The sequence below is a fragment of the Herbaspirillum sp. Her4 genome, from assembly GCF_057961335.1.
This window is the reverse complement of sequence record NZ_CM176330.1, coordinates 5,583,632-5,598,370: the sequence shown is the minus strand read 5'-3', so window position 1 is coordinate 5,598,370 and position 14,739 is coordinate 5,583,632. Positions and strand designations below refer to the sequence as shown.

At 49.2% G+C, this 14,739-nt stretch carries 9 protein-coding genes and 1 pseudogene; 5 read left to right on the top strand and 5 right to left on the bottom strand.

What is annotated here, in order from left to right; genetic code table 11:
- Nucleotides 1-484 precede the first annotated feature (484 nt).
- The 5 genes from ACWFUC_RS25295 to ACWFUC_RS25275 all read left to right on the top strand — a co-directional run bounded on the left by ACWFUC_RS25295 (nt 485) and on the right by ACWFUC_RS25275 (nt 7,540).
- Entirely contained in the window at nt 485-742 is a 258-nt protein-coding gene (locus ACWFUC_RS25295; protein WP_489637404.1) for a hypothetical protein, read from the top strand.
- A 1,262-nt stretch (nt 743-2,004) separates the two neighbouring features.
- Nucleotides 2,005-2,505 carry a Csu type fimbrial protein gene (locus tag ACWFUC_RS25290; protein ID WP_489637403.1) on the top strand — a complete coding sequence of 167 codons (501 nt, stop codon included), beginning with the start codon at nt 2,005-2,007 and terminating at the stop codon, nt 2,503-2,505.
- A 153-nt stretch (nt 2,506-2,658) separates the two neighbouring features.
- Nucleotides 2,659-4,281, top strand: coding sequence for a methyl-accepting chemotaxis protein (locus tag ACWFUC_RS25285; RefSeq protein ID WP_489637402.1), 1,623 nt, complete (start codon nt 2,659-2,661; stop codon nt 4,279-4,281).
- A 301-nt stretch (nt 4,282-4,582) separates the two neighbouring features.
- The gene (locus ACWFUC_RS25280) at nt 4,583-4,759 is read left to right on the top strand and encodes a hypothetical protein (RefSeq protein WP_489637401.1); all 177 of its coding nucleotides are present in this window, start codon (nt 4,583-4,585) and stop codon (nt 4,757-4,759) included.
- Between the two features lie 588 nt (nt 4,760-5,347).
- The gene (locus ACWFUC_RS25275; RefSeq protein ID WP_489637400.1) at nt 5,348-7,540 is read left to right on the top strand and encodes an ATP-binding protein; all 2,193 of its coding nucleotides are present in this window, start codon (nt 5,348-5,350) and stop codon (nt 7,538-7,540) included.
- Between the two features lie 202 nt (nt 7,541-7,742).
- Here the strand turns inward: ACWFUC_RS25275 and ACWFUC_RS25270 are convergent.
- From ACWFUC_RS25270 to ACWFUC_RS25250, 5 genes and pseudogenes are all read right to left on the bottom strand, one after another.
- Nucleotides 7,743-8,234, bottom strand: a pseudogene (locus ACWFUC_RS25270) (methyl-accepting chemotaxis protein); the annotation flags it as partial.
- Nucleotides 8,235-8,270: 36 nt separating this feature from the next.
- A complete protein-coding gene (locus ACWFUC_RS25265) occupies nt 8,271-9,737 on the bottom strand; it encodes a tyrosine-type recombinase/integrase (RefSeq protein ID WP_489637399.1) in 1,467 nt (488 codons plus the stop codon).
- Between the two features lie 6 nt (nt 9,738-9,743).
- Nucleotides 9,744-10,274, bottom strand: coding sequence for a hypothetical protein (locus tag ACWFUC_RS25260; protein WP_489637398.1), 531 nt, complete (start codon nt 10,272-10,274; stop codon nt 9,744-9,746).
- Nucleotides 10,271-12,385: a hypothetical protein gene (locus ACWFUC_RS25255; RefSeq protein WP_489637397.1), complete on the bottom strand. Its 2,115-nt coding sequence runs from the start codon at nt 12,383-12,385 to the stop codon at nt 10,271-10,273. Before ACWFUC_RS25255 ends, ACWFUC_RS25260 begins: the two co-directional genes overlap by 4 nt.
- Entirely contained in the window at nt 12,378-14,723 is a 2,346-nt protein-coding gene (locus tag ACWFUC_RS25250) for a hypothetical protein (protein WP_489637396.1), read from the bottom strand. The genes ACWFUC_RS25255 and ACWFUC_RS25250 overlap by 8 nt, the downstream gene beginning before the upstream one ends.
- Nucleotides 14,724-14,739 lie beyond the last annotated feature (16 nt).

Here is a 14,739-nt window from a genome sequence, read left to right as displayed (position 1 = left end):
TTAAAAATATGACTTTATCTGAATGAGAAGCATTAATTTAAGCTAGCCAAACCGGTGTTTATGCTGGTAGAAGAGTCAGCCCCCGAGTGGGCATTGGCAGCTGTAGCAAACATTCGCACCTGCGAACCAAAATTCCGCTTCGCAATTTGGAAATGATCGCTGCCCAGAAAGGGCTTGCGCGGTGCTAAATTTCCCAATTGCGAAGCAAAAATTGAGCTAAGTATTTGATACAATTGAGCTTCGCGCCGGACTTGTAATCAGGGGGTGGCGGGTTCAAGTCCTGCAGCCAGCATCAGTATTTAAAAGGCTCTCCGAACGGAGAGCCTTTTTCTTTTGCTTCGCAATTCTGTTTTTGCTTCGCAATTTTTACACTTAGCGGATGTTGTCAAAAAACAATCGCTTAATTTCACACGACATCCTGACGTTTTCGTGAGATTATTTTTGCAAGAAAGTTGAGCGTTTGGCTCACCATTGGTGTCAGGAAATGCAAACTCAAATCTTCGAGCTGAAAAGTTCGACCTCTGAAAATTGCTATCGTGTGACCGTCTCGTGCGCTGAGGACGGTAAATGGCACCCCGAAGAAATTGTGGTCCAACGCGGTGAGGTGACAAAATTGGTCGAGTCGCTTGACGGGATTTATACATCGGCCGAGGGGGCTATTGCGCACGCAATAGCCAAGGGAATTTTGCAAGTCTGGAAATTGGAGAACCTTGATAAAAAGGTGCCTGCCCGAAAAAAGTAAGCCGCCAATCATGGCGGCTTACTTATTTGGTAGGTGAGACTTTTTGACCTCGTCGCTTTCTGATGTACGTTTCTGTCATTGTGACGCTAGAACCCATTTCATAAATAGCGTCGCATGAGGATGATGGAGAAAGCGAGATGAACGAAGCCTGTGTAATGATCGGCCTCCTGGGCATAGGTTAACGTAGAACGAACTCAATCCAAGGGTATTATCGGTTGCTTTGATGTCAATCGAAAGCGTTCAGATCGGCTTACTGTAGCCATCTTGTAATTTCTTGCCATATTGACACTTTTGCACAAACTCTTGGTAAGAAATTACTAATCACCGAGAAATCCTTGGAGCTCACTTCGACGCGAACTCGCTCGTGGGCATCAGCTACCAAATAGCGCGGCCATAAACCTCGCCGAGGGCAATTCTATTACCCACGTAGAGACCTGTTACCCAAATCGGTTTCCGGCATAAGCCGGAAACCCTTATGTGCTGGTGCTGATGGGCTGAATCGAACCGTCGACCTACTGATTACAAATCTGCGAGGAAAACGATAAAAATCAGAGGGTTAAGGTAATTATTGCTCCGCAATTCAAAAATCCGGCGGGTCGCAGGGCCAGTTAGGACGCGGCTCGATTTGCAGTTGCCGAGCGAAATTTTTGCAGCCAATTGCGAATGCCGAGCCGCTTTTAAGAGCCGCTTGCGACAGCCGTAATCTCGGGTAGTGGGCAATCCCGATAACGCTCATCCGCGAATCCATCGACCTCAACGACCGATATCGCTCAATCATCTTGCAATTTTTGCAAGCTCGGACGATTAGGCACCCGGGAAATTCCTGACCTGTCTGAGTGCTTGCTGGGGGAAACCACTACAGCCACCAGGGAGGAAGCTGCCTAAGATGAACTCATTCTAGGAGATCATCATGTTGACTACCTTCCTGCTGACCGTCATTGCCTCTGCCTTGATCGCTGTTCTCATAGCTTCGCTTAGGTTTTAGATGTCTGGAAGTGGTGCCATCAATTAGAGCATCGGATCGGGAGGCATTTGGATAGTCTGACGGTGACCATCCTGTGATGAGTTGCCGAAGCATAGCGATAAGCTTAAGTCCAGTTCTTCTTACTTTTCAGGTTTTTCCTTAACTAAATTTCTAGCGCGGTAGGGAATTCCCGGATGTTAGGTGAGCTCTTTAGAAATTACAGTATCTCCATACCACCGCTGCACGGGGAAGTTCTTGCAAGGGGCGAGGACGGGGCAGCCAGACCAGGAGAAACAAAATGTTCTTCATCAAGAAAAATCGCATCGTCGCTGCTTCCATCGCCGCTGTCGTCCTGGCTTCCAGCGCACCAGCTTCCTTCGGTGCTACCGCCAGCGGCACGCTGACCATCACCGCCTCGGTGGTCGCCGCTTGTACCGTGGTCGGTTCGGCCATTGCCTTCGGTGCCTACACCCAGAGCGTGGTCAACCAGTCCGGCACCATAACCGTGCTCTGTACCAACGGCACGGCCTACAATGTCGGTCTGGACGCCGGTACCGGCACCGGTGCCAGCGTGAACAACCGAAAGATGAGCGCAGCCGGCGGCGGCACCCTGAACTATGCGCTGTACCGCGACTCGGCCCGCAGCAACAACTGGGGTTCGACCATCGGCACCGATACCCTGACCGGCACCGGTTCCGGCCTGACCCAGACCCTGACCGTCTATGGCCAGATCCCGGCGGCTCAGACGCCGCTGGCCGGTGCCTACTCGGATACCGTGACTGTGACACTCACCTACTAAATCGTAAATCGCGGCACCGAGCCGAATGACGCTTTGCCGCGGATTGAACGTCTCACTAATCGCCCGTTGAGCTGTTCCCAAATTATCGGGCACCGGTAGCAGCCGGCATGCAGCAGATGTCAAAAATGCCCGTATTTAACCTAGTGGAAATATATGAATGCGCTCAAGAATATGAAGATCGGGACCAAACTGGCGTCGGCTTTCACAGCATTGGTAACGCTAGCGGTTCTACTGGCGGGAATAGCATTAGGTAGCATCAATTCACTCACCGTATCCATCAGGGCGGCCGATGCGGTACAGGATCAGCGCTTGGTGCCACTCTATCTCGCGAGAGAAGCTTTAGATCAAACGGGTCTCGCCGCTCGCAATGCCTACGTCTTCAGAAGTGATGCAGATGCGCAAAAGGAGCTGGCGATCGTTGATGAACAGAAGCAGATCTATCTCAAGGCGCTCAAAGACATGGAGCCGCATTTCGCCGGCGACAAGGGCTTTGAGAAGGTCCGTGTGGGCCTTTTGCAGATGGCTGAAGAGTTGAAACGTCCACGTATCTATCGTGAAGGCGGAAAGTCGGAGCAGTTTCGCGATTTTCTGGTTAATGAGTGTAGCCCACTGCGCCGCCAGATAGTAATCGATATCAACAAGGTTATCGACGAAGTAGACGCAGAAAATGCTAAGGCACATGACGCCACCATCGACCTCGCAGCGAAGGCCTCTGTGGTAGTAGCCGTGTTGACAGCCATAGTGGCCCTCATTTCTGTACTTGTTGCGTTCGCAATCACACGGGGACTCTTGAGGCAGCTTGGCGGAGAGCCCGCTTACGCTGCAGATATTGCTCAGCAGATCGCAGCTGGCGACCTGACCTCCGAAGTAAACGTGAAAGACGGCGACACGACCAGTTTGCTGTTCGCCATCAAGAAGATGCGCGATAGCTTAGTCGGAATCGTGGGGAGGGTAAGAGAAGGCACACACGCCATCGAACAGGCATCTACCGAAATCGCAACAGGCAACTTGGATTTGTCCTCGCGCACGGAACAGCAGGCAGGGGCATTGGAAGAGACAGCTTCAGCGATGGAAGAACTGATGTCCACCGTGAAGCAAAACGCTGATAACGCCAAGCAGGCGAGTGAGCTGGCGGTCTCCGCTTCTAACGTTGCCACCCAAGGTGGTGAGGTGGTCGGCAAGGTAGTTAGCACAATGGCAGGTATTAATGCTTCCTCACGAAAGATCGTCGATATCATTAGCGTGATTGACGGAATTGCGTTCCAGACAAATATCTTGGCATTGAATGCAGCCGTTGAGGCAGCAAGAGCCGGTGAGCAGGGGCGTGGTTTTGCGGTCGTTGCATCGGAGGTCCGTAGCTTGGCGCAAAGGAGTGCGACGGCGGCAAAAGAAATCACCGAACTGATCAACGATTCCGTGGCGCAGATTGACCAGGGTAGCAGCTTGGTCGAGCAAGCTGGGATGACCATGGAAAATGTGGTCACCAGTGTCAAGCGGGTGACCGATGTGGTGGCGGAAATTTCCCATGCGAGTCAGGAGCAGAGTCACGGAATCACTCAAGTCAATCTCGCAATTACCCACATGGACGAAGCAACTCAACAGAATTCTGCGTTGGTCGAAGAGGCCGCTGCTGCTGCGAATGCGATGATGGAGCAGGCGGGTGAATTGGCTGGCTTGGTCTCTACATTCAAGCTCGATAATGCGCAAAGCTTCGCGACTGTCGCCGGCGTTGGAAGAAACACGGGGATGGGTGCTAGAACCTTGGCACTAGGTTGAAAAGAACAGAATCATGGCAAATAGCCCGCTTCGTGCGGGCGATTTTTTTGGGGAGCTGCTGATTACGAAATAGCGTTACTGGTGGCTTAAAACATATAAAATTCAAAGGATTAGGGCAGGGCGGGCGGGTTATTGGTTCGGTCGATACGTGTCTGTAAGTACTTGATTTCATTAGACCGGCGTCTGTCCGATAACCCACTTTTGCCAGGCGCGGCGGGCGGTGACAGAGTGCCTCGCATCGTGTCCGCAATCGGCCAGCGGACCTCATCTTATATACTGCGCATTTTGGAAGGGAGCTGCCATGGAAAAGGAAGAGCCAGATAGCAACGCCGCCGCTATTCGATACATCATAACGATACTGCTTCAACGATTAGACGCGACTGGCGCTGTTAAACTTGATGAGATGATTGCAGGAATCCAGAGCGATCAACTGGCGTGTGTTAATCCGTCTCCAGCCGTTCAGGAGACTTTTCAGTAAACACTGAAAATTCTTCGGTTCGCAAAGAATTGCGGCAACTGAAAGAACAGACAGCGGCGATCGGCCAGAAGCAGAAATCGCCCATCCAACAAAAACGCCCGCTGATCACGGGCGTTTTTTAGTTGCAGCACCTGATTACAAGTCCGGCGCGATCTTCAATTATATCGAACACTTAGCCCGGTTTTTGCTTCGCAATTACAAATTTCATCGCCTCGCGAACCCTTATTGAGCCTGAGTCGTTTGAGAATTGCGAAGCGGAGTCATCGCTTTCATGTACAAGTAAGGACAAATCAAGAGTTGACACCTCAAGGCAGCGATCTTTCGGGCTTAACCGCCGACTTTCGTAAAGGGAGCTCTGCAATAAGTTGTTGACTTGTCAGGATTTTCCTGATTTCCTGAGATAGCGCTTAGTCAGAAAATTCAAGATACACAATAAAAATGAATAACTCTGATGGTGCTGGCGGGAGGGCGAATATCCAGCACTTCCCTAACCTTTTTAGTGTGAGTACGCACCCGTATCTATGATTCGCCTTGCCCATAGGAATTTTTTCACTTTTAATCGCGCGCCAAACCAGTCGAAAGTTGACCGTGAATAACGCACTTTTCCAAGGGCTTCAACGGCCTATCGACCACGTCGACTATGAAGAGGAGCATTTCTACTGCGCTCATTCAATTCAGAGTCACGGGGCGCTACTGTGTCTAAATGAGGAAGGTGCCTTAGTCTCGCGCAGCGCCAACGCTGAAGCATATCTCGGAGTACTTCCGCAAATTGGGGAAATCCTTACGGAGCAGCATTTAGGAACTCCAATTTGCGCATCTGTTCAACTGGCATTGAGGGACCGCAGCGGTTACGTGGAATCTCTAGTGGTCACACTTCCAACCGGAGTGTTCGATCTCGTCATGCACAAAGCAGGCGGCCTGCTCTTCGCTGAGTTTGAACATCGTCCTGCTGAATCGATATCCCTAGAAACACTTGCGTTAGCGGCGCATAATTCCTTCAAACGCCTTCAACGAAAGCAAAGCATCGACGATCTGATTACATGCGTAGTCACTGAGATGGCACTCATCACCGGTTTTGACCGGGTCGTGGCATATCGCTTCATTGATGATGGCAGTAGCGAAGTAATTGCTGAGTATCGACGAGAGGACCTCCAGCCTCTTTCAGCTACAGGCCATGCAGCGATGAATCCTCCCAGGCAAGCTCTCTACATGCAAGCAGTCAATTCGGTAAGTGTAATTGCCGACATCAATTCTCCGGCAGTTCCGCTAGAGCCCCCCCGCTCTGTGACTGGCGAGATGCCATTGGATCTGAGCGTGAGCTTTCTGCGCTGCGCCTCTCCGAAAGAATTGGATTATCTGGTCAAATTGGGGGTAAATGCCTCAATGAGTTTTCCCATCGTCTGCGGTGAACACCTGTGGGGCCTCATTTCCTGCTATCACATAAAACCCCGCCTGGCTCCTCATCCTATGCGGATGTCATGTCAGTTAATCGCCCAATTTGTGAGTACCATGGTGGAACGCAATCTCAACATTGAGCGAGCACAAGCGACGGAGCGCAATATGGCGATTACGAGCCGAATCGTTGCTCATGCCATGGAGCACGAAGACATCGTATCCGCATTGGGGGCGGAAGGCGAATCTTTACTCTCCCTCGTAAATAGCTCTGGCGGTGCAATTTCATTAGACCGCAAAACGCAAACTCTAGGACGGTCACCAGCGCAAGAAGATATCAATTCTCTTATCAATTGGTTTAACGAAAAGAATCCAGGAGACGTCTTCTATACCTCTGATATTGCGGCCGCCGTGCCCTCGCTCAAGGAACGTTTTGAGAACGTACGCGGCATGCTAGCGGTACGTTTCTATCGCGAACGAAATGGTTTCGTCTTTTGGTTCCGGAATGCTCGGGAGATGGAACAACTTTGGAGCAATGATTCTGAAAAGATTTTTTATAAAAATCGATTGTTACCGCACTCATCACCTAAAAGCTCCTTCGCAATTCCGCAAGAGATAAAGTCGGACAAGAGTTTGCAATGGACGCAGATTCAATTAGAGGCGGCACTAAATCTACGCTTGGCTTTGCAAGAGGTGGCTCTATCCAATGAAAACATGCTGAAGCGCGCACGCGAAAATCTTCTAGCTACTCTCGGGCACGATCTCCGTGATCCGCTGCAAGCTATTATGATGGCGGCTCGTATGATGGAAGTACGTGAAGGCAGTGGCGTTTCTTCCAAGCTGAGCCAGCGAATCTCCGCATCATCCAGTCGAATGCATCGGCTAATTTCACAGATTCTCGATCTAAGTCGGCTACAAAGTGGCTTGGGGTTACAGATTCATCGCGCACCGTTGGATGTACGCAGGATGACAAGCGAGATAGTTAGCGAAGCACGAGTGGCCTATCCTGACAACGAGATCATCCTCGAGGCCGAAGATTGCGGAGACGTCGAAATTGATGGCGACCGGATAAGCCAGGTGATTTCTAACCTCCTCTCCAACAGCCGTCATCATGGTGAGCCAGGTAAGCCATCAACTCTGATGGCATTTCGTCGCGGACCGACGCTTATCATTTCCGTTTCCAATTATGGCGCGCCAATTCCGGAAGCCCTCCGCCGGGATTTATTCAAGCCCTATAAAAAAACTTCTTTAGGAAATCGTCGCAACAGTCGCGGACTAGGTCTTGGACTTTATATTGTTGGCGAGATCGTGAAGGGTCACAAAGGGCAAATCCGCGTTGAATGCGAACACAATATCGTCACTTTCATTGTTGAATTACCTGCAAAGTAACCAAAACGCCCGCATTGCGCGGGTGTTTTCGCGTCAAATCCTAGACAGGATTTGTCCGTGATTTACCGTTCAGAATAAGTTAATCTCATTTTGAACTTTCAACTTCCAATGTCGCATCGACTCGGTGCGCGGCAACTTCTCAGTGGCATGTAAGCTAGTTACAAGAAGATCGAGGGCGGCCGCTGAATCATGACATCTTCACCTAAAATTGCTCCCAGCTACCGCTGTCATGGGAGTCGGCGTGAAGTGTCTTCCTAGCAACTGATTTGATAGTCGACTTGGCCGTCGAATCTACTTTATGCGCAGCCGCCGTCGCGTGAATCTTGTTTGATGCTGGGGCTCGATCGGTCACGATTGCCATCAAGCGAGCTGCGGGTGCTTGTCGTGGCATGGTAGGTGTATCGTCGCGGTTGAGTTTGAACACGCTTACCGTGCCGGTCAACTTCTCTGCCTGCTCTTGAAGCGACTGGGCGGCGGCGGCCGCTTCTTCCACCAGTGCGGCGTTCTGTTGGGTCACTTCGTCCATCTGAGAGATTGCGATGTTGACCTGCTCAATACCTTGACTCTGCTCTTGGCTGGCAGAGCTGATCTCAGCGACAATATCCGTCACGCGGCGCACGCTGTTGACCACTTCGACCATGGTGCTCCCGGCTTCTTCCACCAGCTTGCTCCCCACGTCAACCTGCGCCACCGAACCAATAGCGGAGTAGTATCAGATAAAAAGCCCATATTATCGATCTCCACTGCGTATCGCTTCTAGGTCGCTACATGCGCTGTTCAACAGAGAACTAAACGACTGAATACAATTGTTTAATGTTGATTTGGTCGTAATCTTTTTTAATTCTTCTTGAATCTCGGAAATAGAGCGCAGCACATTCTTTATGACACTTGCTGCCACTAATGTGTCGATCGCGGAGGAATGGTCGCTCGTTCCTTCAAATGCCAAGTGGAGATAGATTTCAAGAGATTGCAGATTGCTATGGCCAGTCCATTCCGCGATCTCTCTTTTCAATTTCTCTCCGTCGAAAAGATAATTACGTAATTCTTCTGTTCTTCCAAAGTTGTGCTGTTCTACGAGCGCTTTGAACAGGCGCGTAATGAATGTGTGCCTGAACATGTGCGGATGAGCGCGGCCTACGAGCCCAGCTGCTTTGCGCAATAGGTAAATCTCTGTTGTTATCGTGTTTGCCGTTAAACGAGATCCGTCTGTTTCACTGACTAGAACTACACCGGGATCATCTCGCGTCTTTCCGAGGCGGCGCATCAGTGGTTTCCGATTTTTTTCAACAAACTCTACAATTTGGTTGAATACGCTCCGTTGAATAGGTACGAATCTTGTTGGTGGTGCGGATGCGCCTTTCTTTTTGGTTGGAAGTTCAAGAAAAGGTTGTTCCATAGAGGCTGCTTTTTGTACGCTTTCAATCGTAAGCGAAGCGATTTCTGAACGACGGCCACCTGTTGCTTCGAGTAACGTAAGCATCAAGTATCGGCGCTTTCTCAGATAGGTTGTTGAGCTAACTTTATAAACGACTTGGTGAAGACTATCGATTGCGTCAGCCGAAATAGGTAGCCTTCGCTTCATCGGGCCTGCTACAGGGAGTGCGCGGTGATGCCAATAAAACCGGCTGCGAATAGCTATCTTGCCTGCAGTGCGTATGTGTGTAACTTTTTTCTCGGCTACTATCTGCCCGCCAGGGCCAATAAAATTTTCTATACGATGGAATTCTCCCACGAACTCCAGGAATTCCAGACAGCGTCGGCCGATATTGATATTCGAATTTGATTGTCGTTTTGCCGCACCGGATTCACTTTTTTTCTCTGCGATTAAAGTTGATATGAAGGTCGAAAAATCATTATCTGTCAATTCATGGAGGCAGATTTTGGTGCCGGAGAAGCTGCTTTCACTCGAAAAATATGGCTTCTTGCTTTTAAGACCGAAACAGAACCGGAGCAGGTGACTAATTTGAGTTGCATAAGTATGTAAAGTGCCACCACGTTCATCTCTGGATAAGCCCGCATCAAAAAGTTTGGCCATATATAAATTAGCCTCCAAGCACCATCTGCCATCCGGCCAGAAAATCATAGGAATGTTATCTGCTGGCGTCGTTAGAATTTTTCCATCATGTGTTAGCGAGGAGTACGCTTTGAACTCCGAGTCGGTCAAAGAATAGAGTTTTGGAAAAGATTTAGTGGACATGATTTCCTATTTTTCCGGGCGAGTCACGAGAGAGAACATTGCCTTCAATTCCTTTTGTTCTTTTAGACAGAGCGCGATGATGGTTTTGTCGCCACTGCTATATGCATACCTACGGCCTTGATTCATGGCTTTATTGAATGCGACCGTTAGTCGCCAACAATCTTGTTGGCTTTGTTGGAGTTTTTCTAAAAGTTTCGATTTCTCTTCAGCTAGTTGTTCTCGTGTATTCCGCCTCTGAATTTTGGTAGTCTCCTTTAATTCACTAATTGCTCGTTTTGCGCTAATTCTTAAAGCATCCAATGTGGAAAATCCGCCCTCGATTTCGCTGTCAGATATCCGTTTTAGTGTGTTGGTCGATGTAGAGAAGATTCCTTCCTCAGCTATACATAATTTAGACAGAGCTCCTTGAGAGGAAAGGGCGCTAATAACTCTGTCGTCGTGCGCATACTTTTGAGGATTCTCAGAAACAGAATCAAGAAATTGTTTTAATTTTTTTATAGACTTGGTATTTTTTAGCAGGCGTGAATCCGTCCTCATTTTTCTATCCTTTTTACGTGTGTTATTACATTAAAGTCAGTGCCTTCGGATGTTCTGAAAAACTGGGGTTCAATGGTAACTGTGCTATCTTCGATGAGATCGTGAATGTATTCCTCAAGCTCTTCAAAATCGAGAACAGAAAAATTTCTTGTGCCAAAATGTTCTTCGATAAGGTCAGCTAGATCTTCGCTGTAAGAAGGATCCTCTTGCAGCATCTGAGCACCGTATTTTGCTTTGCTCCATTTAAGTACGTCCCCTGGCGTGGAATCGAGGACATATCTGTATATCTGCTCAGAATCGCTTTGTCCAAGGAACCAAGTCAATGTGTCGAGCCCCTTATATGAGCGATGCCAGAAGAAGAGCATGGGAAAGCCGCGGCGTAATTGATGTTGCCGAATGTAGTATCTTCGGCCTTCTTCATCAAGGGGTGCTTCGAAGTAGTCGCAGAACAGATCTGTAGCGTCTACATATGTACGTGGGGAGTGGTCAAATTCGAAGTTAAATCGGCTTGGTCGGGCGAAGAGTGGTCGGGTGGATTCATATACGCCATGCTTACGTAACTCTTCCTGGAATCGCTCTAGCATTCCTATCATCGTATCGACGATGGGAGGTGCCGGCCGTGCGGTCATTTCTCGCATTCCATCGGCGCCGGTTTTCATATTGCCAAAAACCAAGTTCTGCCGTGTCTTATCTAACGCCAGCCCAGGTAACAGATTCAAAAGCTCAGAAATTCGCCTCGCACATAGGAGACCGACGCAAATCTCAATACATCCATACAAAACTTGTATCAATTCATACAATCCCTCGTTTTTCCGAACACGCTCAAAATACGCACTTTTTGATCCAGATGGAAAGTCTCCCGCCTTCGAAAACGGTGGACGAATTAGCCCCTCACTACTTCCAACATCCCAGACCTTGACTCCCAATTCCCTGAGCTTGGGTGTTAGGTGCGCTTCAATTCCATGCTGCTGAACAAATTTGAGAAGGCTGAGGCCACTCTTAATTGCGGTAGAGACGAGGTTGACGTAGCTATTCAAGAGATCTTCACCGTAGGCTAGGGTGAATTCAATAGACTCTCGCAAGGAGTCAAGGTACCACTCAGCTGGCAAGGTTCGGAAGCGACCTGGTGACCCGAGGTTCAGATGCTTGATTGCACCTGATTGCCATCCTTCCGAGATAGGCTCGCGAGGCACTTGATGGCCGAGTTCGGAGAGCGGGAGCAGGGAGAAGACAGTATCTCTCCAATAGTCGACAGTTTGCGAGGACGGTAGCTCTCGATCATACGTAGCAACGGGGACTCCAGCATATTCGCGGAAATAGCAATTCGAGGCCAAGAGCCACAGTTCGTCGGGGCGTGAGTTTATCGAGCGGGTGGCCCAAAGTGCGTTCGGATAGAGCTTTTGTATTAGGCGTTTGAAATTCCTGAATGCTATGAACCTCTGTTGGGTATGGGGGTGGTAATGGCCACTTACTTGTAAGTAGCATCGAGCGCTGATCAACTCATTATCGTCCGGAAAGAGAAGCCGGTCGCTGGCTGGAACACAAAGTTCCTCAACTAACGGTTGATCGGAAATCGCTTGATTTATCTGATCGGCGGAAAGTTTTCGACCTTCCTCAAGAAGGTATTTGCGTAGGGTTTCATTGAAGTCATAAATTGACTCTGAGGTTTCGCATGAGGAGGCAAGGGTGACGTAAAGTGTACGGACGTCGGAGCTCGTGACTAGTGAAAGGCCGTGCTGGCCAAGCTGAAAGTACTCTGTCCTAATTAAAAAATAATCTATGATTCGGCCGACACGTCCCACTTTCTTAGCAATAGTGCCCCGAGAATATATGCTTCCGCCAGTCAGAGAGGTGTGACCTTGGATGCACATCCAGAGTTTGAATAGCTCAAGTAGCGAGTGATTTTTTGAATCGGTCAGTCGACTGCCATCTTCTAGGGGGACGTTCCAGTCCAGTGCAATCTTCTTACTGCCTAAGGCAAGTTCCCACAGCGGAGCATCAAACTCCGATGTAAGCCAATATGGTCGCTTATAGTCGATGGTAGTTGTCCCCGATAGCCATTTTTGTAGTTCGTCGTCAACGGGGGATTTGGTGCGCGAGTATTTACTCATGGATGATTTTGCAGAAAGTGTCGGGACTTGCTGCGGCCCTTGCGCGCGAAAGAAAGTCTCTAAGGTCTGAGCGATGGCATTCCTTGCTCTCAATGAAGGCAACAAGCCTTCGAGTGACATTCGCCCAGTATTCAGCAAGCAGATTTGGGGGCCGTACTGCGGCAGAAACTGCGGATTCGAGACTGACTAGGGCGGTAAGAATCGCTGTATTAACGCTGATGATTACTTCATCAGCGGTTGGTGTAGTGATTCGACTTGCTTTGCGCGTGGTGCTGTGTCCGCGCATATTTAGAGCATGGTTGGAAAGGAATTCATTGAGTTCATTCATGTTTGAAAAGCGTGTGGCCTTCAGAACATATTCGCTGTCTTGTAGCGCCTCAACGACCAACGCTTGTTGAAATACTCTGATCCATCGTTCTTGAAAAAAGTCTCGGATAGGGCGAGGAAGATAATGATCGAGCAGGTTGGGGGACAGTTTTTTGTGGCCTAATGCTTCCGCCATCTTCCGCATGTCCCCAGTTCTCAAAAAAACTAACAATCCAGAGCTCGCTCGTACTTTGGCTACAGAGAAGTGCTCTAATAGTTCGTTTGCATATTCGCGACTTGCACCGGTTGATGTCATGAAGCTGTCGAGTAATGGTTCATGGCGCTCAGGCCTGCTAGCGTAGGCACTCAAGGGAGGTACTGAGCATGGCCGTCCAAATCCCTCTCCGCAGCTCAGGAGAAGAAAGCGCCATTCATCTTTTCCCTTTTTCTTTAAATATGTTCTAAGTGGCATGGTCAATTCGATAATTTGTCGGACGACCTCATTGCTCTCTGCAGTAAGTTCTATTCGTTGTTCTTTGAGAGTGTCATCACGAATTCTCGGCTTGACGGAGACTAGATAATGCGTGTCGTTGGTGTGTTCATGACCAATCATTTGTCCTGATGGCGAATACAGCTCGAGCCTCTCCAGAAAGCTCGATGTTATTTTGGGGTGCAAGGCCGTCAAGAGAGCGCAATGCGGGAAAAGCGCTATTGTCGTTGGTAGCGCAAATAGTCGGGCCATTTCGGATGAGCCTAGCGGATAGATGCGATGTAGAGCGGCTATATCGTCGATGTGAAGGTACCCATGCTTCTCAAAAGTGGCGCAAGCATTGGCTAAGTGCATTGGATTCTCCAGCGCAACAAGAGATTCCTCGCTTTCAACTATCTTGTATCGCTTGTCCAGATTGATCGTTCTGGCAGTACCTAACTTGGCAAGTTGGATTCTGTTGGTGTATCTAGCCCATATGTCCGATATTTCGTGCCTTGCCCATTGAATGACAGTGTTGAGGTCCTTTTCGATTCTCTGGAACAGAATCTCCATGGCTTGTGTATCCGTCACATGCAATGGGACCGGGGTTAGTAGCTTTGTTTTAACTTCCGCGCCAGATGGATCTATTTTGATATGTGTATGGGCGGGGACGGGATGTCGCTTTGGGGGGCAGGGAAAATCACCCAAAGTGCGGGCAACAATCCCAGGGGCTTCCAAATAGTTTTTCGCGAATGAAACAAATCGGCGACGCCAGGTGGAAATGGCAACTACGACGCTTTGGCCCTTTTCGGCAACTTCACTGACAAAAAACAGTGCAAATTTCCTCCAAAATTCCGTCATGAAACTAGGAGACTTGAAGTGAGCAGGGGTAAGTTCGCCTTCGTAGGTTGAGATAAAACGAGCGAGTTCCTTAACCAAGAGCGGAGGGCTGTCACGACGTCCGTTGACAAAAAGTCGGTAGGCCGAATGCAACTGATCCGTGAACTCGCGTCCAAGTCTAAGATATATGGGGTGAAATTGAAAAAATGAGAGACGGCCGTTTCCATTCTGCGCCGCCCATCCATGCCAAACATACGCCCTTTCCTCAACCCACTCTATTTCTTCAAATTTCGCAACACACTCGATGAGGGACTGAGTAAGTGGGGCACGATATGTTCTCTTTATTTTCACCGTTGGAATCGTCGGATATTGTTCTCGTAGCGCGCCAACATACCGTTCGAAGATCCGAAAAATAGCCGTACTTCGGCTGATTCGTACGCTTAAGAATCGCTCCGAATAGAGGGCTCCTGCGAACAAAACATAGATGCGCGCGAAATCTGGTGTCTGGAGTCGCGCAAGCGAGAGTTGACCACTTCCTGTCACCTGCAAAAAGCAGTCTAGAAGTCGAAGTACAACCTCGCAGTCTAGATGTCTATTGGGGTCTAGGCGTTCTGCGCAATCGTGGAATGCTGATGCCACTTCGTCATCAATGTTGCATCTTGGCATGTCTTTGGATGCGGGAATGAAACGGATGAGGGGGTGATAATTATTCATATTGTCCATTGTGAAATATCCTTAT

What these genes read in the sequence shown, in the direction of transcription:
- ACWFUC_RS25260 (WP_489637398.1), bottom strand. Translation starts at nt 10,274, where the DNA reads ATGAGGACGGATTCACGCCTGCTAAAAAATACCAAGTCTATAAAAAAA.
- ACWFUC_RS25265 (WP_489637399.1), bottom strand. Translation starts at nt 9,737, where the DNA reads ATGTCCACTAAATCTTTTCCAAAACTCTATTCTTTGACCGACTCGGAG.
- ACWFUC_RS25255 (WP_489637397.1), bottom strand. Translation starts at nt 12,385, where the DNA reads ATGAGTAAATACTCGCGCACCAAATCCCCCGTTGACGACGAACTACAA.
- ACWFUC_RS25250 (WP_489637396.1), bottom strand. Translation starts at nt 14,723, where the DNA reads ATGGACAATATGAATAATTATCACCCCCTCATCCGTTTCATTCCCGCA.
- ACWFUC_RS25295 (WP_489637404.1), top strand. Translation starts at nt 485, where the DNA reads ATGCAAACTCAAATCTTCGAGCTGAAAAGTTCGACCTCTGAAAATTGC.
- ACWFUC_RS25280 (WP_489637401.1), top strand. Translation starts at nt 4,583, where the DNA reads ATGGAAAAGGAAGAGCCAGATAGCAACGCCGCCGCTATTCGATACATC.
- ACWFUC_RS25290 (WP_489637403.1), top strand. Translation starts at nt 2,005, where the DNA reads ATGTTCTTCATCAAGAAAAATCGCATCGTCGCTGCTTCCATCGCCGCT.
- ACWFUC_RS25285 (WP_489637402.1), top strand. Translation starts at nt 2,659, where the DNA reads ATGAATGCGCTCAAGAATATGAAGATCGGGACCAAACTGGCGTCGGCT.